This window comes from Telluribacter roseus, from assembly GCF_017355915.2.
GTDB lineage: Bacteria > Bacteroidota > Bacteroidia > Cytophagales > Spirosomataceae > Telluribacter.
The window spans coordinates 322,828-346,538 of the sequence record NZ_JAFEUV020000006.1 but is presented as its reverse complement, the minus strand read 5'-3'; the positions used below and the strand labels follow the sequence as shown (position 1 = coordinate 346,538).

General features: G+C 52.8%; 24 protein-coding genes. 19 read left to right on the top strand and 5 right to left on the bottom strand.

Annotated elements, in window-relative coordinates:
* Positions 1 to 204: 204 nt before the first annotated feature.
* The 7 genes from JTN23_RS14125 (at position 205) to cobA (ending at position 8,776) form a co-directional block, all read left to right on the top strand.
* Complete coding sequence (locus JTN23_RS14125) at positions 205 to 1,386, top strand: sulfite exporter TauE/SafE family protein (RefSeq protein WP_247235493.1); 1,182 nt, start codon at positions 205 to 207, stop codon at positions 1,384 to 1,386.
* 56 nt (positions 1,387 to 1,442) lie between these two features.
* Positions 1,443 to 2,633 carry a trans-sulfuration enzyme family protein gene (locus tag JTN23_RS14120; protein ID WP_247235492.1) on the top strand — a complete coding sequence of 397 codons (1,191 nt, stop codon included), beginning with the start codon at positions 1,443 to 1,445 and terminating at the stop codon, positions 2,631 to 2,633.
* Between the two features lie 12 nt (positions 2,634 to 2,645).
* Entirely contained in the window at positions 2,646 to 3,347 is a 702-nt protein-coding gene (locus tag JTN23_RS14115; protein ID WP_247235491.1) for a phosphoadenylyl-sulfate reductase, read from the top strand.
* 162 nt (positions 3,348 to 3,509) lie between these two features.
* Positions 3,510 to 4,403 carry a sulfate adenylyltransferase subunit CysD gene (gene cysD, locus JTN23_RS14110; RefSeq protein WP_247235515.1) on the top strand — a complete coding sequence of 298 codons (894 nt, stop codon included), beginning with the start codon at positions 3,510 to 3,512 and terminating at the stop codon, positions 4,401 to 4,403.
* A gap of 22 nt (positions 4,404 to 4,425) precedes the next feature.
* On the top strand, positions 4,426 to 5,670 hold the full coding sequence (locus JTN23_RS14105; RefSeq protein ID WP_247235490.1) for a sulfate adenylyltransferase subunit 1: 1,245 nt from the start codon (positions 4,426 to 4,428) through the stop codon (positions 5,668 to 5,670).
* Between the two features lie 84 nt (positions 5,671 to 5,754).
* The gene (locus JTN23_RS14100; protein WP_247235489.1) at positions 5,755 to 7,950 is read left to right on the top strand and encodes a nitrite/sulfite reductase; all 2,196 of its coding nucleotides are present in this window, start codon (positions 5,755 to 5,757) and stop codon (positions 7,948 to 7,950) included.
* Between the two features lie 73 nt (positions 7,951 to 8,023).
* Positions 8,024 to 8,776, top strand: coding sequence for a uroporphyrinogen-III C-methyltransferase (cobA, locus tag JTN23_RS14095; RefSeq protein ID WP_247235488.1), 753 nt, complete (start codon positions 8,024 to 8,026; stop codon positions 8,774 to 8,776).
* A gap of 42 nt (positions 8,777 to 8,818) precedes the next feature.
* Here the strand turns inward: cobA and JTN23_RS14090 are convergent, their stop codons facing one another.
* Positions 8,819 to 9,169 carry a hypothetical protein gene (locus JTN23_RS14090; RefSeq protein WP_247235487.1) on the bottom strand — a complete coding sequence of 117 codons (351 nt, stop codon included), beginning with the start codon at positions 9,167 to 9,169 and terminating at the stop codon, positions 8,819 to 8,821.
* A gap of 115 nt (positions 9,170 to 9,284) precedes the next feature.
* On the opposite strand from JTN23_RS14090, the gene JTN23_RS14085 reads away from it, so the two are divergent.
* Genes JTN23_RS14085 through JTN23_RS14075 form a run of 3 tightly spaced genes read left to right on the top strand, consistent with a single transcriptional unit; the run spans position 9,285 to position 12,107 of the window.
* Complete coding sequence (locus tag JTN23_RS14085) at positions 9,285 to 10,193, top strand: lysophospholipid acyltransferase family protein (RefSeq protein ID WP_247235486.1); 909 nt, start codon at positions 9,285 to 9,287, stop codon at positions 10,191 to 10,193.
* Positions 10,186 to 11,172, top strand: a complete 987-nt coding sequence (locus tag JTN23_RS14080) for a glycosyltransferase family 9 protein (RefSeq protein ID WP_247235485.1) — start codon at positions 10,186 to 10,188, stop codon at positions 11,170 to 11,172. Before JTN23_RS14085 ends, JTN23_RS14080 begins: the two co-directional genes overlap by 8 nt.
* A 56-nt stretch (positions 11,173 to 11,228) precedes the next feature.
* Entirely contained in the window at positions 11,229 to 12,107 is an 879-nt protein-coding gene (locus JTN23_RS14075) for a carbon-nitrogen hydrolase (protein ID WP_262918522.1), read from the top strand.
* 87 nt (positions 12,108 to 12,194) lie between these two features.
* Here JTN23_RS14075 and JTN23_RS14070 read toward each other — a convergent pair whose 3' ends face one another.
* Positions 12,195 to 12,890: an outer membrane beta-barrel protein gene (locus JTN23_RS14070; protein WP_247235484.1), complete on the bottom strand. Its 696-nt coding sequence runs from the start codon at positions 12,888 to 12,890 to the stop codon at positions 12,195 to 12,197.
* A gap of 395 nt (positions 12,891 to 13,285) precedes the next feature.
* On the opposite strand from JTN23_RS14070, the gene JTN23_RS14065 reads away from it, so the two are divergent.
* On the top strand, positions 13,286 to 14,080 hold the full coding sequence (locus tag JTN23_RS14065) for a DUF3050 domain-containing protein (protein WP_247235483.1): 795 nt from the start codon (positions 13,286 to 13,288) through the stop codon (positions 14,078 to 14,080).
* Positions 14,081 to 14,264: 184 nt separating this feature from the next.
* Positions 14,265 to 14,621: an MmcQ/YjbR family DNA-binding protein gene (locus JTN23_RS14060; protein WP_247235482.1), complete on the top strand. Its 357-nt coding sequence runs from the start codon at positions 14,265 to 14,267 to the stop codon at positions 14,619 to 14,621.
* On the opposite strand, the gene JTN23_RS14055 is transcribed toward JTN23_RS14060, so the two are convergent.
* Positions 14,618 to 15,571: a DUF2279 domain-containing protein gene (locus JTN23_RS14055; protein WP_247235481.1), complete on the bottom strand. Its 954-nt coding sequence runs from the start codon at positions 15,569 to 15,571 to the stop codon at positions 14,618 to 14,620. The genes JTN23_RS14060 and JTN23_RS14055 overlap by 4 nt on opposite strands.
* A gap of 271 nt (positions 15,572 to 15,842) precedes the next feature.
* On the opposite strand from JTN23_RS14055, the gene JTN23_RS14050 reads away from it, so the two are divergent.
* Entirely contained in the window at positions 15,843 to 16,406 is a 564-nt protein-coding gene (locus JTN23_RS14050; RefSeq protein ID WP_247235480.1) for a cupin domain-containing protein, read from the top strand.
* 119 nt (positions 16,407 to 16,525) lie between these two features.
* Here the strand turns inward: JTN23_RS14050 and JTN23_RS14045 are convergent, their stop codons facing one another.
* The gene (locus tag JTN23_RS14045; RefSeq protein WP_247235479.1) at positions 16,526 to 17,320 is read right to left on the bottom strand and encodes an SDR family NAD(P)-dependent oxidoreductase; all 795 of its coding nucleotides are present in this window, start codon (positions 17,318 to 17,320) and stop codon (positions 16,526 to 16,528) included.
* Between the two features lie 224 nt (positions 17,321 to 17,544).
* On the opposite strand from JTN23_RS14045, the gene JTN23_RS14040 reads away from it, so the two are divergent.
* The 4 genes from JTN23_RS14040 (at position 17,545) to JTN23_RS14025 (ending at position 20,731) form a co-directional block, all read left to right on the top strand.
* Complete coding sequence (locus JTN23_RS14040) at positions 17,545 to 18,036, top strand: DUF2243 domain-containing protein (RefSeq protein WP_247235478.1); 492 nt, start codon at positions 17,545 to 17,547, stop codon at positions 18,034 to 18,036.
* Positions 18,037 to 18,042: 6 nt separating this feature from the next.
* Positions 18,043 to 18,849: a cytochrome c oxidase assembly protein gene (locus JTN23_RS14035; RefSeq protein WP_247235477.1), complete on the top strand. Its 807-nt coding sequence runs from the start codon at positions 18,043 to 18,045 to the stop codon at positions 18,847 to 18,849.
* A gap of 98 nt (positions 18,850 to 18,947) precedes the next feature.
* Positions 18,948 to 19,694, top strand: a complete 747-nt coding sequence (locus JTN23_RS14030; protein ID WP_247235476.1) for an SDR family oxidoreductase — start codon at positions 18,948 to 18,950, stop codon at positions 19,692 to 19,694.
* 47 nt (positions 19,695 to 19,741) lie between these two features.
* Positions 19,742 to 20,731, top strand: coding sequence for a phosphotransferase enzyme family protein (locus JTN23_RS14025; RefSeq protein WP_247235475.1), 990 nt, complete (start codon positions 19,742 to 19,744; stop codon positions 20,729 to 20,731).
* Here JTN23_RS14025 and JTN23_RS14020 read toward each other — a convergent pair.
* A complete protein-coding gene (locus JTN23_RS14020; RefSeq protein ID WP_247235474.1) occupies positions 20,724 to 21,638 on the bottom strand; it encodes a sterol desaturase family protein in 915 nt (304 codons plus the stop codon). The genes JTN23_RS14025 and JTN23_RS14020 overlap by 8 nt on opposite strands.
* Positions 21,639 to 21,810: 172 nt before the next feature.
* Between JTN23_RS14020 and JTN23_RS14015 the strand changes: the two genes are divergently transcribed.
* Both JTN23_RS14015 and JTN23_RS14010 read left to right on the top strand, forming a co-directional pair.
* A complete protein-coding gene (locus tag JTN23_RS14015; protein ID WP_247235473.1) occupies positions 21,811 to 22,893 on the top strand; it encodes an agmatine deiminase family protein in 1,083 nt (360 codons plus the stop codon).
* A gap of 22 nt (positions 22,894 to 22,915) precedes the next feature.
* Entirely contained in the window at positions 22,916 to 23,608 is a 693-nt protein-coding gene (locus JTN23_RS14010; RefSeq protein WP_247235472.1) for a hypothetical protein, read from the top strand.
* Positions 23,609 to 23,711 lie beyond the last annotated feature (103 nt).

Genomic DNA, 23,711 nt, shown 5'->3' with positions numbered 1-23,711 from the left:
TTGGCAGATCTCGGATGTTGATGAATGTTTTGTATTAAAGTAACGTTATACCTCCAATTCTGATTCCCCGAGGATTGTTACTGTCTAACTTTTAGACTATTATTCTTGGAAAATCAACAATTTGCCACTACGTTTGTGGTATCGTTCCTGGAACGATTATATTTTTATATTATTACTCTACAAAATTACTATACTTTATAGACTTTGAAGACGTCATTCTCCCAAATAACCACCGCTGATGATCCGGAAAAGGCCCTGTGGAAGTCCATGCAGGTTGCCTATATTGCTACCGGTGATCTGGAAGAAGATAGACGCCTGGCTGAGCAAGCCCGGCAACAAGGATATGTGGTTCTGCTAAGGGACTTACCCGAAGAATCTGATCCCGTTTTCAATGAAGCCGCTTCCCTACCCGAGCCCCCGGCAGATAACACAGATGCATCTACAAATAATGCAAAACAAAAGGTAGACTGGCGAGTACTGCGTAGCAAGGTATCGGCCGTAGCACTACGTGAGCGCAGCCGTACCGAGATAGCTATTAATCTGTTTTCGGCCCTGGCGCTGATGATCGTGGGGCACCTGCTATTTAGCTACCTTACCTATGACCGTATAGAGGTAGGTGTTAATGCGCTGCTAATGGAAGAAGACTTTCTCTTCTACCTGTTGGGTGGTTTTATAGCTCAGATGATCGACGGTGCTTTGGGAATGGCCTACGGAGTTACGGCTACTACTTTCCTGCTTTCGGTGGGTCTACCTCCTTCAGTAGCCAGTGCCAGTGTACATACCTCCGAGATCTTCACCAGTGGTGTGTCGGGCTACATGCACCTTAAGTTTGGAAACGTAAACAGCAAACTTTTCAAGACGCTGCTTATTCCGGGTGTTATCGGTGCTATTCTGGGAGCCTACGTACTTACTTCCCTTGAGCAGTATGTGTTTATTATCAAGCCTATCGTAGCCGTATATACCCTGATCCTGGGGGTACTGATTATAAAGAAAGCCTTAAAGAAGCGCATTCAGAAGCGCCCCGTTAAAAATGTAGGCTGGCTGGCCATGGCCGGTGGCTCACTGGATGCCATAGGTGGTGGGGGCTGGGGACCTATTGTGTCGTCTACCCTGATAGCCCGGGGCCGTCACCCCAAGTATACCATCGGATCGGTGAACCTGACCGAGTTCTTTGTTTCGATGGCCAGCTCGCTGACCTTCATTACTCTGATCGGATTTTCACACTGGCAGGTAATAGTAGGACTTATTTTAGGTGGTATGGCAGCAGCCCCGATCGCAGCTTCCTTAGCCCGCCGACTGCCCATAAAAACCATGATGATACTCGTGGGTATTGTAGTAATTGTGGTAAGTTTGAGGATTATTTACATGGTACTAAGTAGTCTTTAACAACTAGTATAGTCCTGCATTATCTTTGAATGTATCCTGAGTAAAGAGTTTAGAATATGAAGAAGCAAACCAAAGCCATACGCATACAGAGCAAGAAGTCGCAGAACCGCGAGCACTCAACTCCCCTGTACCTGACCAGCAGCTTTACCTTTGAAAGTGCTGAGCAGGGCAAGGCCCTTTTTGACGAAACCGAAACCGGTAACCTTTACAGCCGTTTCTCGAATCCTTCTGTTCAGGAATTTGTTGATAAGGTATGCATGCTCGAAGATTGCGAAGACGGTGTAGCTACGGCTACCGGTATGGCGGCGGTATTTGCCAGTATGGCGGCTCTGCTGAAGTCGGGTGATCACATTCTGGCCAGTCGGGCCCTGTTCGGGTCGGCGCACCAGATCATCACCCAGATCCTGAGCAAGTGGGGGATTACCTACACCTACCTGGATGCTGACGCCAGCGAGAGCGACTGGGAAGCAGCCGTACAGCCTAGCACGCGTATGGTGTACCTGGAGACTCCTTCCAACCCCGGTCTTGACCTGGTAGATCTGGAAATGATCGGTCGTCTGTGTAAGAAGCATGGTCTGATCTTTAACGTAGATAACTGTTTTGCTACACCGGCTATTCAGTGTCCGGCCGAGTTTGGCGCTGACATTATTGTACACTCAGCTACCAAGTTTATGGACGGTCAGGGTCGTGTACTCGGTGGAATAGTGGTGGGTAAGCCAGAGTATATCAAAGCCGTTAGATTCTTCTGTCGTCAGACGGGTCCTTCGCTATCACCGTTCAACGCGTGGGTACTGAGCAAGAGCCTGGAAACGCTGGAACTCCGGATGGACAGACATTCGTCTAATGCTCTGCAACTGGCTCAGGCGCTGGAAAAGCATCCGGATGTGAAGCGGGTCAACTATCCCTTCCTGCCGTCGCACCCACAGTACGACCTGGCTAAGAAGCAGATGAGTGCCGGTGGTGCTATCGTGACTATCGAACTGGAAGGCGGATTTGAGCGGGTAAGCTCGTTCTTTAACGCTCTGCAGATCCCGTCGCTATCATCCAACCTGGGTGATACCCGTACCATTGTTACGAATCCTTTTACGACTACCCATTCCAAACTCAAAGCCGACGAAAAGGCTGCGCTGGGTATCACCGAAGGTCTGATCCGTATCTCGGTTGGACTGGAAGCCGTAGAAGACCTGATTGAAGATTTTGAGCAGGCAGTAGCCGTATCGGCTGCCGCCATAGCAGTTGATAAATAAAAAATAACCAACATGCACACCAACCTATCCTCTTTGAATGCCGCTATCGCCGGCAAGACTGAAGCCGAGGCTTTGGCTGTTCTGGCGGATCTGTTCCCCGGTGAGGTAGTATTCTCGACCAGCCTGGGCTACGAAGATCAGGTAATCACTGACCTTATTTACCTTAATAATATAAATGTTAAGGTTTTCACACTGGATACCGGACGGCTCTTCAACGAGACCTACCTGACCCTGCAGAAAACCAACAACCGCTACGATACCAAGATCCAGGTATACTATCCGCAGACGGCGGCCGTAGAACAACTGGTAAGCGAGAAGGGGCCTCTGAGCTTCTACGACTCCCTCGAGAACCGCAAGGAGTGCTGCTTTATCCGTAAGGTAGAGCCTCTGAACCGTGCCCTGAAAGGTGCCAAGATATGGGTGACTGGTATCCGGGCTGAGCAGTCGGGCAACCGTCAGGATATGCCTCAGCTGGAGTGGGACGAAGCGCACCAGCTCTTCAAGTTCCACCCTATACTCCACTGGTCATTTGACAAGGTGAAAGAGTACGTCAAGGTGAATAACGTGCCTTACAACCCACTACACGATAGGGGCTTTGTAAGTATTGGCTGTGGACCATGTACCCGTGCGATCCGTGAGGGAGAAGACTTCCGCGCCGGCCGCTGGTGGTGGGAAGACGAGTCCAAGAAGGAGTGTGGGCTGCACGCCAAGTAAGAATTGAATCTATAACTTCCGAAGGTTCTGAAAGCTGCCCCGCAACAACGGATCAGCGTCAGAACCTTCCCTGATAACACAGCTGTTCATACAGCATCTAATTCGTAGTAAAAAACTATGTCAGTAGCCGTTAATCAAACCCAAACCATCGAACGTCCCAGCATGGATTATCTGGATCAACTCGAAGCCGAGGCGATCTATATCATGCGTGAAGTAGCCGGGCAGTTCGAACGCCCTGCTCTGCTGTTTTCGGGTGGTAAAGACTCTATCACGCTGGTTCGTCTGGCTGAGAAGGCCTTCGCTCCCGGTAAGATTCCCTTCCCGCTGGTACACGTAGATACCGGACATAACTTTGCCGAAGCGATCAGGTACCGCGATGAGTTAGCCGCCCGTACCGGTGCCAAGCTGATTGTACGGTACGTGGAGGATACCATCAAAGCCAAAGGACTGAAAGAGCCTACGGGTAAGAATGCCAGCCGCAACTGGCTCCAGACCTACACCCTGCTGGATACCATCGAAGAGTTTGAGTTTGATGCCTGCATAGGTGGCGCCCGCCGCGACGAAGAGAAAGCCCGCGCCAAAGAACGTATCTTCTCCTTCCGTGATGAGTTTGGTCAGTGGGACCCCAAGCGTCAGCGCCCCGAGTTGTGGAACCTGTTTAACGGACGCATCCACAAGGGCGAAAACGTACGCGTATTCCCTATCTCCAACTGGACTGAGCTGGACGTATGGTCGTACATCCAGCGTGAAAATATCCCTCTGCCCAGCATCTACTTTGCCCACGAGCGCGAGTGTATCCTGCGTGACGGTCGCCTGTTGGCTAACACCGACTTTATCCAGAAAGACGAGGACGACCAGATCGTAACCCGTCAGGTACGATTCCGTACGGTAGGTGATATGACTTGTACCGCCGCGGTGGAGTCAAGCGCCGCTACACTGGAAGAGGTAGTTGCCGAAATTACCGTGTCACGGATCAGCGAGCGCGGTGAAACCCGTATCGACGATCAGCAGACTGAGGCGGCGATGGAAGACCGCAAAAAGGGAGGATATTTTTGATAAAGACGCATTACTTGAACTCATGGATTTACTAAGATTTATAACAGCAGGTAGCGTAGACGACGGCAAAAGTACGCTGATCGGACGTCTGCTTTTTGATACAAAAAATATCCTGGCCGACCAGATGGAAGCCATCGAGCGGGCCAGCAAAACCCGCAATGCCGGCGAGATCGACCTGGCTCTGCTTACCGACGGACTGCGTTCGGAGCGTGAGCAGGGGATTACCATCGACGTAGCTTACAAATACTTCCAGACTCCCAAGCGCAAGTTTATCAGTATTGACGCACCGGGACACATCCAGTACACCCGTAACATGGTGACGGGTGCTTCCAATGCGGACCTGGCTATTATTCTGGTGGATGCCCGTCATGGGGTAGTTGAGCAGACCCGCCGCCACTCGCTGATCGCGTCCCTGCTTGGCCTGCCGCACGTAGTAGTGGCCGTAAACAAGATGGACCTGGTAGGATACTCAGAAGATAAATTTCTGGCCATCGCTCAGGATTACCAAGAGCTGGCTAACAAATTGAACATTAAAGATCTGACCATTATCCCGGTGAGCGCCCTCAACGGCGACAACATCGTGGATAAGTCAGAAGCAATGGCCTGGTACCAGGGCGAAACCATGCTTTCGGTACTTGAGAACGTTAACGTACTGAAGGACATTAACCTCAACGACGGTCGCTTCTCGGTACAGTACGTGATCCGCCCCCAGACCGAAGACCTGCACGACTACCGTGGCTACGCCGGTCGTATCCAGAGTGGCGTGTACCGCAAGGGTGACGCTATCGTGGTACTTCCTTCGGAGCGTACCTCTCGTATAGCCCGAATAGAAGTAGGTGGAAAAGAGGTAGAGGAAGCCTACGCTCCTCAGTCTGTAACCATTCTGCTGGAAGATAACATCGATATCAGCCGGGGCGATATGATTGTACCTGCCAATAACCTGCCTCAGCTGAGCCAGGATATCGAGGCGCTGGTGTGCTGGATGGATGACCGCAAAGAACTGAAGGTTGGCGGTAAATTTACCCTTCAGCATGGAACTACTCGTACGCGTTGCTCGGTTCGTAGTATTGAGTATCGGGTCGATATCAACACCTACGAGCAACTTGAAGACGTTGAGAGCCTGAAACTGAACGACGTGGCCCGTATCGTACTGCGTACGGCCCAGCCTATTGCCTACGACTCCTACCAGAAAAATCGTACAAACGGAGGTGCTATTCTGATAGACGAAACCTCTAACGTGACGGTGGGTGCCTGTATGGTAGAATAAATTTTTAAAACGGAAGCTTCGTGCTCCGTTTTACTGTGACTTTTTAATATACTATTCCGATAGAGTTATAGAAATTTCGAGATAATGAAAAATCTGACTATTACCGACAACGTCTCCGAGGCTGCAAAACGTGATATCCATGAGCTGCAGAACAAGATCGGTGTCTTTGCGACAGGCGAAGTACCAGAAGAGGCATTCCGTAAGTACCGCCTTGCCCGCGGTGTATACGGTCAGCGCCAGCCAGGCGTACAGATGATCCGCATCAAACTGCCCCACGGTCGTATCACGGCCGACCAGCTGGTACGTATCGCAGACTCTTCGGATAAATACGCCACCGGAAACCTGCACGCTACTACGCGTCAGGATATCCAGCTTCACTTTGTTAAACTCGCTGATTCACCTCAGCTCTGGGCCGATCTGGAAGATGCCAAGGTAACCCTGCGTGAAGCGTGCGGTAACACCGTACGTAACGTGACGGGCTCTGCCCACGCGGGTATCGATCCGGAGGAGCCATTTGATATTACTCCTTACGCTCATGCCATATTTGAGTACTTCCTGCGCAACCCTATCTGCCAGGAGATGGGCCGTAAGTTCAAGATTGCTGTTTCGGCTTCCGAGAAAGACTCTGCCTTTGCCTTCATGCACGACGTAGGCCTTATCGCCAAGTGGGGTGTGAACGAAAAAGGGGAAAAAGTGAAAGGCTTCCGTGTACTGATAGGCGGTGGACTGGGTGCTCAGCCCTTCCCGGCTCAGGAGGCGTACGACTTCCTCGAAGACAAATACGCTATCCCCTTCACCGAAGCTGTTATCCGGGTATTCGATCGCTACGGTGAGCGTACCCGCCGTCACAAGGCTCGTATGAAGTTCCTTCTGAATGACCTGGGTCTGGAAGGCTTCATGGAGAAAGTACGGGGAGAGTGGCCTGCGCTGAAGAGTAAAGAATTCATTGTAAATGCTCCTGACGAAGGTGCCGCCTACGGTACCCGCGAGTCACTAAGCAAAGATGCCATCATTGAACTGGGTCGCAACAGCCTGGATGCCTCCCAGCTGGAGCAGTATACCCAGTGGGTGAAGACCAACGTATTCGAGCAAAAGCAGCAGGGCTGGTACGGTGTCAATATCCGCCTCCTCCTGGGCGACATGCACTCGTCTACGGCCCGTCAACTGGCTGACATTGTTCGTCAGTATGCCGCCGACGATATCCGTGTAACGGTAAACCAGGGCTACCTGCTACGCTTCATCAAAGGTGAAGATCTGCCGGTAGTTTTTGAAAAACTAAATGCACTGGGTCTGGCTGAGCCTGGCTTTGACAGTACCGCCGACATTACTACCTGCCCAGGTACCGATACCTGTAACCTGGCCATTTCGAGCAGCTACGGTATTACCCGTGTTCTTGAGAAAGTAATGAAGGAGGAGTTCCCCGACATTATCTATAACAACGATATCAAGATCAAGATCAGCGGCTGTATGAACGGTTGTGGTCAGCACAGCGCCAGCAACATCGGTATGCACGGTAGCTCGATCAAGAACGGCAAGTACGTACTACCTGCCATGCAGCTGCTGCTGGGTGGTGGATTTACAGGTGTAGGAGGCGATGGACAGATTGGTGATAAGGTGATCAAGATCCCTACCAAGCGTGGACCTGATGCCCTGCGTCTGCTCCTGACCGACTACGATGCCAACGGTCTTGAGGGCGAGTACTTCAACGACTACTACAACCGTCAGAGCAAAAACTACTTCTACCAGTTGCTCAAGCCCCTGGCTGACCTGACTACCGTAGAAGAGAGCGACTACCGCGACTGGGATCACGATGAGCTGTTCAAGACCGAGATTGGTGTGGGTGAGTGTGCCAGTGTAATCCTTGACCTGGTAGCGACTACCATCATTGAGGCTGACGAGAAATTTATCCTGGCTAACGAAAACCTCGAGCGTCAGGTTTGGGCCGATGCGATCTACCACGCGTACAACGTGTTCATCACGGGTGCCAAGGCGGTACTGATCAGCAAAGGCATTGCGGCCAATACCCAGCATGGTATCGCCAAAGATTTCGACGAAAACTTTGGCAGCGAGTTCTTCCCGGTAGCCGAAGGCGCCGAGCAGAGAGGCTTCCGTGACCTGGTATTCAGCATCAACAAGAACGAGCCTACCGAAGAGTTTGCCCGTCAGTTTATTGCGGCAGCTTCCAAGTTCCTGTTCGATCTGAAGGCATTCCGCGAAAAACAACTGACCGAAGAAGGAGAACCTACTTTACAGGAACTGTCTTTCGGTCAGGATAGTTAAGAGTATAGTTGCGTAACCGGGCGGTTGCTTACGGTACATACCCTAAGCAACCGCCCGATAACTATAATCCAGAATGAAACTAACCCTGATAGGTGCCGGCCCCGGCGATCCTGAACTCATAACCCTTAAAGGAATCAAAGCCCTGCAGAACGCACGGGTAGTGCTGTACGACGCCCTGACGCACCCTGACCTGCTGGACTACTGCCCTGACGACTGCGTGAAAGTACACGTAGGCAAACGCTTCGGGAAGCACAGCGCCAACCAGGATGTCATCAACTACATGATCGTGGAGTACGCGATGCAGTACGGGGATGTAGTACGTCTCAAAGGAGGCGATCCCTACGTATTTGGTCGCGGCTACGAAGAGGTGGAGTTTGCGGCCAAGCACGGTATAGAATCCGAGGTGATTCCGGGTATTTCCAGCAGCTATGCTGTACCAGCCCTGGCGGGTATCCCACTGACCTCCCGTGGTGTTAGTGAAAGCTTCTGGGTCGTAACCGGTACTACCAAGTCGCACATGATGTCGTCGGATCTGATGCTGGCGGCCCAGTCAACGGCTACGGTAGTGGTACTGATGGGGGTTCATAAGCTGCCTGAAATCGTGGAGATCTACACGCAGCTGGACAAGCTCGACGAACCGATCGCCATTATTCAGAATGGCTCCCTGCCTGAGCAGAAGGTTGTAACAGGTAAGATCAGCAACATATTGCCTCTGGCGCAGATTTGTGGTATAGCCTCTCCGGCCATTATCGTAATTGGTAAGGCCGCTTCCCTACCCGATCACCTGAACCAGTGTGTACAGGAGATCACTCAGCGCAACTTATAGCAGTAGTATAGTAATGAACGGTACGTTGTTACGCTGGTCACGCTACGACAGCCAGCGTAGCAGCCACGTCCAATCCAGATCGGGCTTGATAGCTCTGTCCTTGAACTCGAGGAAATATATAATAGCCGCCAGAAACAGGTAGCTCGCAAAGAGCCACTTCTTCTTCTGTTCGTACACCAGCGGGTGGTGAAAGTACTCATACACCATAGAAGCCGAAAATCCGACTACCATCATCATCATCGACACGATTCCGCAGTCTGTACGGTAGTGATTATACGACGCCAGCGCCGGTGCTCCCAGCACCAGATACATCAGCCACATCCCAAACCCCATCCTGTACAGGTACATGCTGAGGCGGCGGTCGTTCTTAATGTTAAATAATCCTTCAAACATAAGTACTTATGATAAGTTGGAATAAGTGAAGGTATCAACAATACCTTACAATTCCAATTTCTGCTGCATCCTTGCAGATTTAACGTATTTTTGTAAAAATCTTTTCCTACATAAGTTGCTTACCAACCTGTTCATAGTAGTACTTAATGCCCTGTCGCGCCTATCGTGGAGCGCCTTATATCGTATTTCGGATGGTTTGAGCTGGCTGCTTTTTAGTGTGGTCAACTACCGGCAGAAGGTAATCTGGCAAAATCTGCGCAATAGTTTTCCCGATAAAAACGACCAGCAGCTACGTACTATTGCCAGGGACTTCCACCGGCACTTTACGGATCTTATTGTAGAAACGCTTAAATTACGCCGGGCCTCTGCTCAGGAAGTACAGGAACGACTGGTGGGTGATATTTCCGTTATTGACGACCTGTACGCCCGTGGCAGGAGCGCGGTGTTTGTACTGGGCCACCGGGGCAACTGGGAGCTGGCCAACCTGTTCGCGTCGGTTACGTTTCAGCACGAGTGCATCGTGGTATACAAGCCGCTGAGCAACCCTACCTTTGAGGAGTGGTTCCGGGTGTTGCGTACCCGCTTTGGCAGTACCATGGTACCTATGCGGGAGATATACAGTGACCTCCTGAAGCCCCGTACCCGGCCGTACCTCCTGTTTCTGGTCAATGACCAGTCTCCCAACCCCAAGTCGGCTTACTGGACCCGCTTCCTCAACCAGGATACGGGCGTGTACCGCGGGGTGGAGTCCATAGCCCGTAAGTACAACCTACCGGTTGTATATGCTGATCTCCGCCGGAACGAAGAGCGTCGCGGGTACTATTCGCTGATCATTAACCCCATTACCGATAATCCGGCCGAGGTACCCCTCAATGGTGTACTGGAAAAGCAGATACAAATACTTGAGCGTGATATAGTAAACCAGCCGGGCAACTGGCTGTGGAGCCACAAGCGCTGGAAACACCAGCGCCCGGCCATTCTACAACCCGAACAATTACTGGAAGTCAGACAAGATCGTGAGTAGTCCTACTAAATTCCTGATCATACGGTTTTCATCCATTGGGGATATCGTCCTGACAACGCCCGTAATCCGTTGTCTGAAGGAGCAGTTTCCCGGAGCCGAAATCCACTTCTGTACCAAGGCCCGGTACCGGTTTACACTGGAGGCTAATCCGTTTATTGATAAGCTATGGTGCCTCGAAGGGAGCATGGGCGACCTGGTATCAATGCTCAGAAAGGAGAAGTATGACTATATCATTGACCTGCACAACAACCTGCGTACGTTTCGGATCAAGATGGAGCTGGGTGTAAAGACCTTCAGCTTCCCGAAGCTCAATATGCAGAAGTGGCTGCTCACGCGCTTCAAGATCAACACGCTGCCCCAGGTACATATTGTAGACCGTTACATGTCAACGGTAACACCGCTGGGCGTAATCAACGATGAAAAAGGCCTTGACTACTTCATCCCCTACCGCGACGAGGTAGAGCAGGACTGGATTCCGGCTACCCACCGCCGGGGCTACGTAGCCTACGCCATCGGCGGCCAGCACAACACCAAGAAACTGCCCACCCGGCGCATCATAGAGCTATGCCGCAAGATTAACTACCCCATTATCCTGCTGGGGGGTAAGGAAGACGCCGAGGCGGGCGAAGAAGTACGCAAGTACCTGGGTGATGATCTTATCTTTAACGCCTGCGGCAAGTGTACCTTTAATCAGTCGGCATCGCTGCTCAAACAGTCCCGTCTGGTATTTACCCACGATACGGGTCTGATGCACGTAGCCGCGGCTTTTAAAAAGAAGACGTACTCCATCTGGGGCAACACCATTCCGCTCTTTGGCATGTACCCCTACAAAACGCCTTTTGTGGTACTGGAAAATAACTCCCTCAAATGCCGCCCCTGCTCCAAGATCGGCTACAAGCGCTGCCCGCTGGGGCACTTCAAGTGCATGAATGATATTCAGTTCAATTTTGAGTTAAGAGAACTACGAAGTAAGAAATAGGGTTATCTAGGGAGCAGTCTTGTTGTATTAACCGCTGATATTCCAACTACTAATCAATGACTAAAAAAGTAAACGTAGGGATCGTACAGATGAGCTGTACGGATGATGTACAGGCCAATGTGCAGAAAGCTTCTGAGAAGGTACGCGAGGCCGCGGCCAAAGGTGCTCAGATTGTGTGTCTGCAGGAGCTTTTTACTTCACTGTACTTTTGTGATGTCGAAAGTCACGCCAACTTCAGCTTGGCCGAAGCCATTCCCGGTCCTACGACCAACCATATGAGTGAGCTGGCCAAAGAACTGGGCGTGGTAATCATTGCGTCGCTGTTTGAGAAGCGGGCCCACGGACTTTACCATAACACGACCGCAGTACTGGATGCCGATGGCACCTACCTAGGCAAGTACCGCAAGATGCACATCCCCGACGACCCTGGGTACTACGAGAAGTTTTACTTTACTCCCGGTGACCTTGGTTATAAAGTTTTCAAGACCAAGTACGCGACTTTTGGCGTACTGATCTGCTGGGACCAGTGGTATCCCGAAGCAGCCCGTATTACCAGCCTCATGGGTGCCGAGATCCTCTTCTACCCTACCGCTATCGGCTGGGATGTGAACGAGACCGACCCCATTACCAACGAGGAGCAGTACGGAGCCTGGCAGACCATCCAGCGCGGCCATGCCGTAGCCAATGGAGTGTATGTAGTAGCCGTTAACCGCGTAGGCCGCGAGGCCGACCAGCAGTTCTGGGGTGGATCATTCGTAGCCAACCCGCACGGACGCCTCCTGTACCAGGCCCCGCACGATGAGGAACTGGTACACGTACAGGAGCTCGATCTGCAGAAGCTGGATCACTACCGTACTACCTGGCCGTACTTCCGCGACCGTCGCATTGATTCGTACCAGCCTATTACCAAACGATATATTGATCAGGAGGATTAATCATTCTCCTCTCGAATACAAAAAAGCACGCCTCTCCCTGGAAGCGTGCTTTTATTATTTATATGCAACCTGTATTCAAATTCACTATCAGAAGCCAAAGCCGGCGGTAAGCTGCCAGAGCGACGAGCGAACAGCCAGGGGATCTATGGATGAGGAAGCCCACCGCTGATTGCTGAGGCTAGCCTCACGCCGCAGGTCCAGCTGTACCCCCTGGAACGTAAAACCTATACCCGCCTGGTAGCTAAACTGCGCCTGCTGGCTGGTCTGGGCGATAGACTGGTTGGAGTACTTCTTCACCGCTTCTTTCAGATTACCATCCATCACCGTCAGAGAGGCCATGGGGCCGGCATTGATCCGGAAGGAGCCCAGCCGGAGCCCCAGCAACAGGGGCAGATCAATGGTACCTACCTTGGCGTTGAATGACTGTGTCTGGAGACCATCGCGGATCAGGTTCATCTTACCGCCCTTTACCGACAGCAGTACTTCGGGCTGTAAGTACAGTGTGCGGCCGATACGGGCGTATACTCCCCCGACAATTCCCGTCGAGTGACTGTCGTTCTGCTGGAAGAAGTCATAGACTATATTCCCGCCCGACATAATTGGTAGTCCATCCTGACCTAGCCGGGGCGTTCGGTACGACAGGTCATCAATCTGGGAGTAGTTGGCTCCTACTTTCAGACCGAGGGTAAAGCGGGGGCCTTTGGATTGGGCGTAGCTACCAAAAGATAGCAGGAGAGTCATCCCCACCGTAAGCAGGGCAATCGTTACTATTTTAAATTTCATGGCTAATAGATGATTCTGTATTCCTACGACACAAATGTAGCAGCCTCTTCAGCATCTGCCCAGCGTATACCTACTCAACCGTTGAATTGGCCGGTTCAATGGTACATTTTTCTATCCGGAACGACACATTTCTCCCATAAAGCGTAGTACCCCCTGCCATTGGCTCTGGTACAGGTTTTTCAATCTACGTTCCTACTCTTACATGATACAGCCATGAGCAAGCCCGTCACCCCCAGGATACAGCCTGGTTACGTATGAGGAGCCAGAGTAGTAATTAAGCTCCTGAGATGTTTCTACGCGCCTTCCCAAAAAGAAGGGGCATATTTTCCAAAACTTTTTCGCACGCAATCTATTTACCCGTATAGCATTTTAGACGGCCTAAACATCCACAACCTATGAGTCATACCAGCCCCCGAATCCAACGCCTACGCGACGATATAGAACCGCTGCGCCAGCAACTGGTCAGCCACCCCGTTTACGATCATATCCGGTCGCTTGACGACCTCCGGGTCTTCATGGAGATTCACGTATTTGCTGTATGGGACTATATGTCGCTCCTGAAAGCCCTGCAGCGCGCCCTCACCTGCGTAACGCTGCCCTGGATGCCGAGCGGAGCCCCGCACCTGCGGTACCATATCAACAAGATCGTACTGGAAGAAGAAAGCAACATAGACCCGGAAGGACGGCATCTGAGCCACTTTGAGCTATACCTCGAGGCCATGAAACTGGCCGGGGCCAACACCAGCCGCATTCAGAGCTTGCTGGACAACCTGCGTTCGGGTGCTTCGCTTACCGAAGCCCTCGAACAGACCAATACGCCGGCGAAGGAGTTTGTACTACATACCTTTGATATCATCGAGAATAGCGTAGTACCCGTGCAGGCGGCGGTATTTACCTTTGGCCGCGAGGATCTCATCCCCGACATGTACCTGAGCATCGTACGGAAGCTCAGCGAAAGCTTCCCCGAGCAGGTAGGCATGTTTCAGTTCTACCTGGAGCGCTTCATGGAAATTGGCGTCGATCACCATTCGCACCTGGCCTACCAGATGACCGAGGAACTGTGCCTGGACGACGATACCCTCTGGCACAAAGCCACCGAAGCCGTCAAGACCTCCCTCACCAACCGCCTCCACCTCTGGGATGCCGTCATGCTGGCTATCACCACACGGAAGGAAGAGTATCTGGCGTAGGTAGTCCGGTGCATCATCAATAAATAAGCAGCCCCATCTGGTATAGTAGATGGGGCTGCTTATTTTGTTCTACCTACAATGAAATCAGAGCATCCTCTTCTTTTTAGGAGTATATAACCTGTACGAGTAGATTATATAATACACGGCAATTGAATGGCTTACTCAATTTTTCACACAATATACAATGCAATCATCCGACTCCTTCCGCCAGCTAGCCCTCTCCTTCCCTGAGGCTACCGAGCAGCCACACTTTGAGAAGCCTTCTTTTCGGGTAGGGAAGAAGATATTTGCGACGCTGGATGTACCGAATCAGCAGGCCACCATCAGGCTTTCCGAACAGGATCAGGATCTTTTTTCGGTGTATGACAGCACGATCATCTACCCCGTACCCAACAAATGGGGCAAGCAGGGCTGGACGTGGCTGGATCTGACGCGGGTACCTGCCTCCTTGCTCCGTGACGCCCTCACAGCTGCCTACTGCGAAGTAGCTCCCGCCAGGCTAGCCGAACTGGTGAAATCACAAACTCAGGAAGATGACTAGAAGTAAAGGGGGCGGAAGACAAAGCCCTGCTTTCGGTTGTACTCCAGGGCCGGAGCGGGCAGGTGAAAAGCACTGATTACGTTGAATACCGTCTTCAGTACCTTGCTGCGGGTTTTGATATTCATCAGGTTCAGGTCCAGGGTGAGGTAGTACCGGCGGTACGCGTCATAGCCCAGCCTCCGGTTTTCGGCGGTAGTAGCCGCCGCCATTTCGCTGGCTCCGTAGCCCACCGCTATATTCAGCCACTTCGGAAACCGATTTCCTTTGGGCAGGAATGCCGACAGATCAGCAGCCAGCCAGTAGGTCTGTCCGTTGTAGTCTTTCAGCATCTGTTCAAAGTAGTGATCGCCTACCTCCATGACGCGCCCCGTTTCGATGTTGGTTTTGTGGAATGAAAACTTGGGCATGATCCGTACTTCGTTCCATAGATGGTACTGCGCCCATACCGCCGCCGAGCCCAGCGTATTGGCTCCCATGTCGCTGAGGGAGGCTCCGTAGGTTTCGCTGTACCCGTCAAATATCTCAATGGGCGTCTGCAGGACCACCCCCACCAGGCTCCCGTACAGGAGGGCCTTCTTATCAGGCACACCCGACCATTTCAGCACATCTACCCCCGCCCGGCTCTGGTGAAAAGCCGTCCAGAAGTGGCCCGCCTTATCCACCTGTTTCCAGTGGTGGAGGTCGTCGTGGAAATAAAAGGTAGAGCGGGGCTCGTCCTGCTCGTACCAGGCGTTGTGCAGCAGGATAAGGCTGGTGGTATAACCGGCCGCAAAGCCGGTGATAACGCCAATCTGGCGATTTCGTTTCTGGATTCGGGTCAGGGAATCAGACTCAAAGGCGAACGCCGAAGTAGCAGATAACAGGAGCGCCGCAAAAAGAACCAATAGCCAGCCGAGTCGCCCCCTGTTCTTCCCGGGGAAAATAGCTGTTAACGTACCGCCTATATTCAAATCACTTACATTTAACTGAAAATACCCTCCCGGGGACCAATACTAAGGGTAACCTGCTGTTCTAAAGTAATGTTTGGACGGTATCAACTCCTGGATAACACCACGTCCGGTACCACTTTACTTTCAGAATCATTGTGAGTACCTTAGTCAAAGGATTTCTCTTTCTTCACCTGCCCTCCCTATCACAATTAGCTCTGCCAGCATTGTACCGTTACTACCTCCTCGCTAGATACTTGATCTGGTACTTTTTTAACTTTGAAACTGCTTTATTATGAAAAGGAGAAAGCTAATTTCAGCAGTACTTACCTTCGTTCCGGCTCTGTTTACTACCTCGGCCAAAGCACGCCAAAAGCAGAGTCCGGAGGAAGGCTTTAAGGTCAATGCCGGAGAAGGACGTTACCACGGCCATATCCGGCTCAAGGGTGTCAACTCCAACGTACTGGATGTAAAGGTATCCGGCAAGGATACGGACGGGCAGCTGGCGATCTTTGAACAGACCGGGCTGTCGCCCGGACGAGGTACTCCCCTACACATTCATCCTTACCAGGACGAGATATTTTATGTACTGGAAGGAGAGTACTTTTTTAAAGTAGGTACCGACACCCACCGGCTGCGGCAGGGCGACAGTATTTTTCTGCCCCGCAAGGTACCCCACGCCTGGACCCAGGTAAGCCAGCAGGCCCGTATGTCGGTAACGGTGCAGCCCGCCGGTAAGCTGGAAGAGTTTTTTGTAACGATGGCCGCGCTGGAGCAGGAACCTACGCCTCAGCAGGTGGCCAAGCTATTTATGGACCATCAGATGCAGGTAGTAGGTCCACCGCTGAAAGTAGAGTGAACAGGTAGTTAATACGTACATGCACTCGCTCTGTACACTAAGCCAGTTACCCACTACTACAAGCAAAGAAGGCCGGGAGGTACCGGCCTTCTTTGCTATTACAACATGTTCATGTACTTCTAGAAAGCCGATTTAAATACTCCTCCATCTACCCGGAGGGCCGCACCATTGGTAGCCGACGAGAGCGGACTGGCCACGTAGGTGACCAGGTTGGCTATCTCGTCGACCGTTGCGAAGCGCTGGATAATGGAAGAAGGGCGCGCGGTACGGAAGAAATCGGCCTCGGCCTCCTCGGTAGTTACCCCTTTCTCCCGGGCCAGGCTGGCTACAAAATCTCCTACTCCTTCGGAGCGGGTGGGGCCGGGCAGGATGGCATTGACGGTTACGTTGGTACCGCGGGTGAGTTCAGCTAGTCCGCGGCTCACGGCCAGCTGGGCGGTCTTGGTCATGCCGTAGTGGATCATCTCCTCCGGTATGTTAATGGCCGACTCGCTCGAAATAAAGATAATCCGCCCCCAGTTGGCCTCCAGCATCCGAGACAGGTAGTGCCTTGACAACCGGACACCACTCAGTACATTAACCTCGTAAAAGCGCAGCCAGTCCTCATCGGGTATCTCGGTAAATTGTTTGGGCTCAAAGATCCCGACGTTATTGATCAGGATATCTACGGAGGGGAACTGTTGGGTGATAGCGGCCACTTCGTCGGCGCTGGTGAAGTTGGCCGCTACGCCATGCACAGAGGCCTCGGGGTACTCACCCTTCAACCGGCTGATGGCCTCATCTACCCGGGCCTGGGTACGTCCGTTGATGATAACCGAAGCTCCTTCCTGTAAGAGCTGTCGGGCAATGGCAAAACCAATTCCACCGGTTGAGCCGGTCACGAGGGCGGTTTTCCCCTGAAGGTGTGTATTCATATGCGATTAAATGTATGAGTTAGTATTGCTTTATTAACCTGTCTCCGCATATAGCAGTTCGCAACTTGTATGTTAAATATTTCTGAGTGGCACCAGTTACCAGACTGCCCGGTACAGTCACTTTTCATGTACATGGTGGCCTGGCCGGCCGGCCTAGCTCCGCTAACAAAATCCGGGTTTAGCGGTTAGACCTATTCAGGTAGGTGTAGCTAAACTCTTTCAGAATGGATACGACACACAGGGGAAAGCCCCTCGGACACCCGGAACCGGCACGATCCATGCGGGCCACGTTGCTCATTGGTATTGGCATCATGGCCGCCGTGGACGAAATTATCTTTCATCAGCTCCTGGGCTGGCACCATTTCTACGACCTTTCTACCCCCGAAATAGGCCTGCTGACCGACGGACTGCTGCACTCGGCCGAGCTGGTAGCCATTGTGGCTGGTTTCTTTATGCTCGCTGACCTCAGACGCCAGCATAGCTTTGTACCCATGCGAGGCTGGGCTGGTTTTTTTATAGGAGCGGGCGGCTTCCAGCTTTTTGACGGCATCGTCGACCATAAGCTGCTGCGTGTACACCAGATCCGTTACGACGTGGATGTACTTCCCTACGACCTGGCCTGGAACATAGGGGCGTTGATCCTACTGATCATTGGGATCGTGCTGGTACGACGGGCCAAAGCCACGGAGCGGAGCCGAACCGGGTCAATCGCCTGATGTACCATGCACGAGCACCACGCCCATCATACCAGTAGCAGTACGTTAGGAGAGTATATACCTCTGATAGTACTGGCCCTGCTGGCAGTCCTTTATCTGGCGGCCGTATGGCAGCTTCGCCCTACCCACCGGAGTTGGAACTCCTGGCGTACGCTGAGCTTTATGAGCGGTATGGTACTGCTGGCCGTAGCGGGGTCGCCCGCCATGATGAGTTACGCGCATCAGGACTTCCGGGGCCACATGCTGATGCACCTCCTGATCGGGATGCTGGCACCGCTGGGGCTGGTGCTGGGAGCCCCCATTACGCTGGCGCTCAAGTCACTCTCTCCCCCGGCAGCCCGTACCCTAACGACCATCCTGCGTAGCTCGGTTTTCTACTTCCTGAGCCATCCCATTACGGCCCTCCTGCTGAACATCGGCGGCATGTACGTCCTGTACTTGACCCCTCTCTACAACGCTACCTTTACCAGTCCGGCGCTGCACCACTTGGTCCACATCCACTTTCTGGCGGCGGGGTACCTGTTCACCTGGTCCATCGCGGGTCCTGATCCTGCGCCCCGGCGCCCCAGCCTCGGGCTCCGAGTGGGAGTACTATTTTTCAGCATAGCAGCCCATGCGTACCTGAGCAAATTTATGTACGCCTATCTGTACCCACTGCATTCGCCCCACCCCGCCGAAGAGATACGGGCCGGGGCTAAGCTGATGTACTACGGAGGTGACCTGTCGGAGCTACTGCTGGCGGTGGCCTTGTTCACGATCTGGTACCAGAAGCGCCAGCACCCACGGTACAGGGCCAACCTGCTGCTCGATTAGGCGGATATGAATTTTAAAATTACGTATGTTTAGGGGCTGTACGTAGTGTATGGATATGTGTCGAACTAGCAGCCAGTAGTCACAATCCTTGAACAACCATGAAGAAAACTATTCTGATTACCGGCGGAAGCGAGGGAATCGGGGCCGCCACGGCCCTTCTTGCCGCCCGACAAGGTTATGTAGTATGTATTAATTACCGCCAGAATCAGGAGGCGGCCCAGGCGGTACTAAGCCGGATCAGGGAAGGAGGTGGAGAGGCCTACGCGTACCAGGCAGATGTATCGGATGAAGAGCAGGTAGTGCGTATGTTCAGCTCCATAGATCGCGAAGTAGGTACCCTTACGGCCCTGGTCAACAACGCCGGTATCATAGAGCCCCAGCAGAGACTGGTACAGATGTCGGCCGAGCGGCTGCACAAGGTATTCGCGACGAACGTGGTAGGCAGCTTTCTCTGCGCACGCGAAGCTATCAAACGCATGTCTGCCAAAAACCACGGCTCCGGAGGTAGTATTGTCAACGTGTCGTCCATGGCTTCGCGGCTGGGCTCCCCCTTCGAGTACATTGACTACGCCGCCACCAAAGGCGCCATTGACTCCATGACGCTGGGACTGTCCAAAGAGGTAGCCGAAGAAAACATCCGGGTCAATGCGGTGAGGCCTGGTACCATCTACACCGACATCCACGGTAAGGCTGGCGAGCCCAATCGTCCGGAGCGGGTCAGGGAGGCGATCCCCATGAAGCGGGCCGGACAGCCCGAAGAGGTAGCCAATACTATACTATGGTTGCTCTCGGACGAAGCTTCCTATATTACGGGAGCACTGGTGGATGTAGCAGGAGGTAGATAATCTATCTTTGTATACATTCTCAGCCATTCACCCACCTCTTCCTTACTATGTCCCATTTCCCCGTCACCAACTCCACCCTATCCGCCCCACACATCGGACAGTACCTAGTGGAGCACTACGGGCTCAGCCCCGCCACTACCTGCACCCTATTCCGTACGGGCATCAATCACTCCTATATCGTTACGGACGGTACCCGCAAGTACGTGTTCCGGGTATATAGCTTCAACTGGCGAACGGAACAGGAGATTGCTGAGGAACTCCGGCTGTTGAATCTCTTACAGGCGCAGGGCGTATTGGTTTCGTACGCGGTAGCCGATACCCAGGGAGAGCTAATACAAGCCTTGCCGGCCCCCGAAGGCCCTCGGTACGGGGTACTATTCACCTATGCCGAAGGGAAGAAAGTACGCGACTTCTCCCTCGAAACCAGCTACCAGCTAGGTACCCTGATGGCCCGACTGCACCTGATCACCCAGGGAGTGACACTCGACCGGGTCACGTATAGTCTAGACACGCTGGTACACCTGCCCTATACCTACGCCCGCATCCACTTTTCGGAAGACAACGAGGAAATGCAGTACATCCGGAAAGCCGGGGAGTACCTACGTGCTGAATTTGAAAAGATAGATAATAGCAAAGTACGGCGGGGAGCCATCCACCTGGACCTGTGGTACGACAACATGCACATTACCGACGCGTCGGAGATTACCCTGTTTGATTTTGATTTCTGTGGGAATGGCTACCTGTTCTACGACCTGGCTTATACTACTATGCAGCTCTACCATACCGAGCCCGACAAGCAGAAGTACCAGGAAAAGCTGAAACACTTCTGGGCGGGCTACGAGTCAGTTACACCCCTGGACGAGGAAGAGAAAAGATGGCTGCCGCAGGCGGGTCTGGCTATCTGGATCTTTTACCTGGGCGTGCAGTCGCAGCGGTTTGACAACTGGTCCAACTTCTTTTTGAGTGAGAACTACCTGAAGAGGTACCTGGGGATGGCAAAGGAGTGGCTGGCCTACCACCAGATACAAATTAATTAGTGACGTTATCAGTTTGCTCCACTGCCGCCTGCCGTTCTGCCCCTATCCCCTGCCGCATCTGATCGGTGGTCTGGCGGGAGCCGTCGTGGCTCCAGCCCGGCGGGCCGAAGATGTACCCCAGAGCCGCCCGTAGCGAAGGAGCCTTCGCCACATCCCTGCCTATATCCATCCACTCGTGCAGCGCGATCCGGAAGGGATTGTAGGTATTGATGTCTTTGGTGAGGCCGTAGCGGGGCCGCTTCCCCTCTGCCTGAAAGGTCCCAAACATCCGGTCCCAGATGATCAGGATACCCGCGTGGTTTTTGTCGAGGTACTCTACATCCGAGCCGTGGTGCACACGGTGGTGCGAAGGCGTATTGAAGATAAACTCAATAGGCCGGGGCAGCCTGCCCACGGCTTCGGTATGGATAAAGAACTGGTAAAGCAGACTGATGGACTGCATCAGGATTACATCCACCGGGTGAAAACCCAGCAGCGGCATCCAGAGGTAAAAGATAAAGCTTCCGGATAGATTGCCGGTCCAGGTCTGGCGGAGCGCGGTACCGAGGTTATAAAACTGCGACGAATGGTGTACAACGTGCGACGCCCAGAAGTACCTGACGCCGTGGCTGGTCCGGTGAAACCAGTAGTAGCTGAAATCGTCGGCGAAGAAGATAGCCACCCAGTACCACCACTGCGTGCGGTCCGGCTCAAAGATCCGAAACTGGTAAAACAGCGTAATAGCCCCAAATACCACCGCCTTGGACACAAAGCCTGTAATGACATTACCGATACCCATAGACAGGCTGCTCACCGTGTCGCGGGTGTGGTAGTGGTCGTGGTGCCGCTGTAAATGACGCAGGTACAGTACCTCCAGGATAATGGACCCTATAAATACAGGTACTGCATATAAGATAATGTCTTTCAAGGCTTTAATTAAAATAGTATGTGCTATACAATAGTACGAAGTAGGTACTTAAAAAGCAATATATGCAAGATCCATACCCAAAGGGAGTCTATTCATAGTAAATTTTGTTCTCTACTTTACGAACTTTGCAGCGCTCTTGTGCAAGAAGCAGAACTTACAAACTACTATCGTTTTGGAAAGGACAAACATACAATCTGAACTGACTATCACTCCCAAGCAACTGGGTTTCTTTTTTCCGGCCGAGTGGCACCCGCACCGGGCTACCTGGCTCACATTCCCCCACAACGACGCCTCCTGGCAGGATGATAAGCTAGACCGGATGCGCCCGCAGTACCTCCAGTTCATCAAGGCTATCAGCCAGGGCGAAAACGTAGGTATCGTAGCCAACGATGAGCCACTGAAGCAGTTTGTCATCGAAAGGCTGGATGCGGTTGGTGTGGACCTGAACAAGATAGAGTTTGTGGTGAAGCCTACCAACGATGCCTGGTGTCGCGACCACGGCCCGGCCTTCCTGATCAATCCCGAAACGGGTCAGAAAATGATCGTCGACTGGGGGCACAATGCCTGGGGCGGCAAGTACCCTCCCTACGATGATGATAACCGTACCCCGCTGGCCATAGCCCAGCACCTGGGACTCCTGGCGGTGCAGCCGGGCATTATTATGGAAGGTGGTTCGGTGGAATTTAACGGAGCCGGATCGCTGCTGACCAGTCGCTCCTGTCTGCTCAACCCTAACCGCAACCCGCACCTCAACCAGGGGCAGATCGAAGAGTACCTCCACAACTACTACGGCGTAGAGCAAGTACTGTGGGTGGAAGATGGCATCATCGGTGACGACACCGACGGACATATTGACGATACCGTACGCTTTGTGAATGAGGATACCGTAGTAGCCTGCGTGGAGCGTGACAAAAACGACGAAAACTACGAAGTACTGCAGACCAACCTGAAGCTCCTGCATCAGATGCGCCTGGTCAATGGCAAGCAGCTCAACGTCATAGAGCTCCCTATGCCCAAGGCAGTCTTAATTGATAATTTCCGGGCGCCCGGCTCCTACGCCAACTTCCTCATCTGCAACGCGGGGGTCATCGTACCGGTATTCAATAATCCCAACGACCAGGTGGCCGTGGAGATCCTGGAAGAAGCTTTCCCGGACCGCAAGATCATCCCGCTGCTGGCGTCTGAGATTATCTGGGGACAGGGTAGCTTCCACTGCCTCAGCCAGCAGGAGCCCGAAGTTACCGTTGCGAAATAATCCGGATTGTTGAGTACCCCCTATGTCTGAAAGTATAAGATTTATAAAAAGAGGAGTACTGGCGGGAGTAGCCGTAGCCACTATGGCCGCCTGCCAGGCTCCCAAACAAACCCTGACCAGCCTGCAGGTCACGTCACTCAGGGCGCTGGACTTGGAAGAAAAGGTCACCCGCAGCGACGAACTGCTCATGGCCTACTCCCTCACCGCGGTAGACGCCAACGGCCGGGCCCTCGAAACCATTAACGGCAGCTGGGGCATCCAGGAAGCCCGTAAGGGACAGGTATTTGCCGAAAAGGCTTTTCAGGCGATCCAGATTCCTATTCCGAAAAACGGCAGGGTAGTGGCCTCCCTGGTACTGGTAGAGGTAGATGATTACGACAAGGCCCGCAAAACCCTGACCGAGGTCCGGAAGTACCACGATATCGTAAAGGTACCGGCCGGACTGGCCGAACTGGCCGACATTGCCCTTACGCCCATCAAGTACCTGTCGCTGGGTCTGTCGGCGGCGGGAGTCGCCTTCCAGCTGGCCGACCGCCTCGACAACGACGATATCCTGGGCCAGCACAGTACAGAACTAACCTACGAGAAGGCGCTGGTGACACCACTCCTGCAGGTACCCCTGCAGTTCAAGGGCAATAACCTGGGCAACAGCTTCCATTACGAGCTGGCGTATGATCTGCGGACGAGTACGGTGCGTCTGAAACCAAAACGCTGATTTATTGTGTTTTTATCCTGTACGAAAAGGTCCTAACTTTGGGACTAGTACAATATTTGACCGCTGAACTTGTTTATTATTCTACATGCACACGTTCAGCTTT

Excerpts from the sequence above, each read along its gene's own strand:
- JTN23_RS14120 (WP_247235492.1), top strand. The coding sequence starts at position 1,443 with ATGAAGAAGCAAACCAAAGCCATACGCATACAGAGCAAGAAGTCGCAG.
- JTN23_RS14115 (WP_247235491.1), top strand. The coding sequence starts at position 2,646 with ATGCACACCAACCTATCCTCTTTGAATGCCGCTATCGCCGGCAAGACT.
- cysD (WP_247235515.1), top strand. The coding sequence starts at position 3,510 with ATGGATTATCTGGATCAACTCGAAGCCGAGGCGATCTATATCATGCGT.
- JTN23_RS14105 (WP_247235490.1), top strand. The coding sequence starts at position 4,426 with ATGGATTTACTAAGATTTATAACAGCAGGTAGCGTAGACGACGGCAAA.
- JTN23_RS14100 (WP_247235489.1), top strand. The coding sequence starts at position 5,755 with ATGAAAAATCTGACTATTACCGACAACGTCTCCGAGGCTGCAAAACGT.
- cobA (WP_247235488.1), top strand. The coding sequence starts at position 8,024 with ATGAAACTAACCCTGATAGGTGCCGGCCCCGGCGATCCTGAACTCATA.
- JTN23_RS14090 (WP_247235487.1), bottom strand. The coding sequence starts at position 9,169 with ATGTTTGAAGGATTATTTAACATTAAGAACGACCGCCGCCTCAGCATG.
- JTN23_RS14075 (WP_262918522.1), top strand. The coding sequence starts at position 11,229 with ATGACTAAAAAAGTAAACGTAGGGATCGTACAGATGAGCTGTACGGAT.
- JTN23_RS14070 (WP_247235484.1), bottom strand. The coding sequence starts at position 12,890 with ATGAAATTTAAAATAGTAACGATTGCCCTGCTTACGGTGGGGATGACT.
- JTN23_RS14065 (WP_247235483.1), top strand. The coding sequence starts at position 13,286 with ATGAGTCATACCAGCCCCCGAATCCAACGCCTACGCGACGATATAGAA.
- JTN23_RS14060 (WP_247235482.1), top strand. The coding sequence starts at position 14,265 with ATGCAATCATCCGACTCCTTCCGCCAGCTAGCCCTCTCCTTCCCTGAG.
- JTN23_RS14050 (WP_247235480.1), top strand. The coding sequence starts at position 15,843 with ATGAAAAGGAGAAAGCTAATTTCAGCAGTACTTACCTTCGTTCCGGCT.
- JTN23_RS14045 (WP_247235479.1), bottom strand. The coding sequence starts at position 17,320 with ATGAATACACACCTTCAGGGGAAAACCGCCCTCGTGACCGGCTCAACC.
- JTN23_RS14040 (WP_247235478.1), top strand. The coding sequence starts at position 17,545 with ATGGATACGACACACAGGGGAAAGCCCCTCGGACACCCGGAACCGGCA.
- JTN23_RS14035 (WP_247235477.1), top strand. The coding sequence starts at position 18,043 with ATGCACGAGCACCACGCCCATCATACCAGTAGCAGTACGTTAGGAGAG.
- JTN23_RS14030 (WP_247235476.1), top strand. The coding sequence starts at position 18,948 with ATGAAGAAAACTATTCTGATTACCGGCGGAAGCGAGGGAATCGGGGCC.
- JTN23_RS14025 (WP_247235475.1), top strand. The coding sequence starts at position 19,742 with ATGTCCCATTTCCCCGTCACCAACTCCACCCTATCCGCCCCACACATC.
- JTN23_RS14010 (WP_247235472.1), top strand. The coding sequence starts at position 22,916 with ATGTCTGAAAGTATAAGATTTATAAAAAGAGGAGTACTGGCGGGAGTA.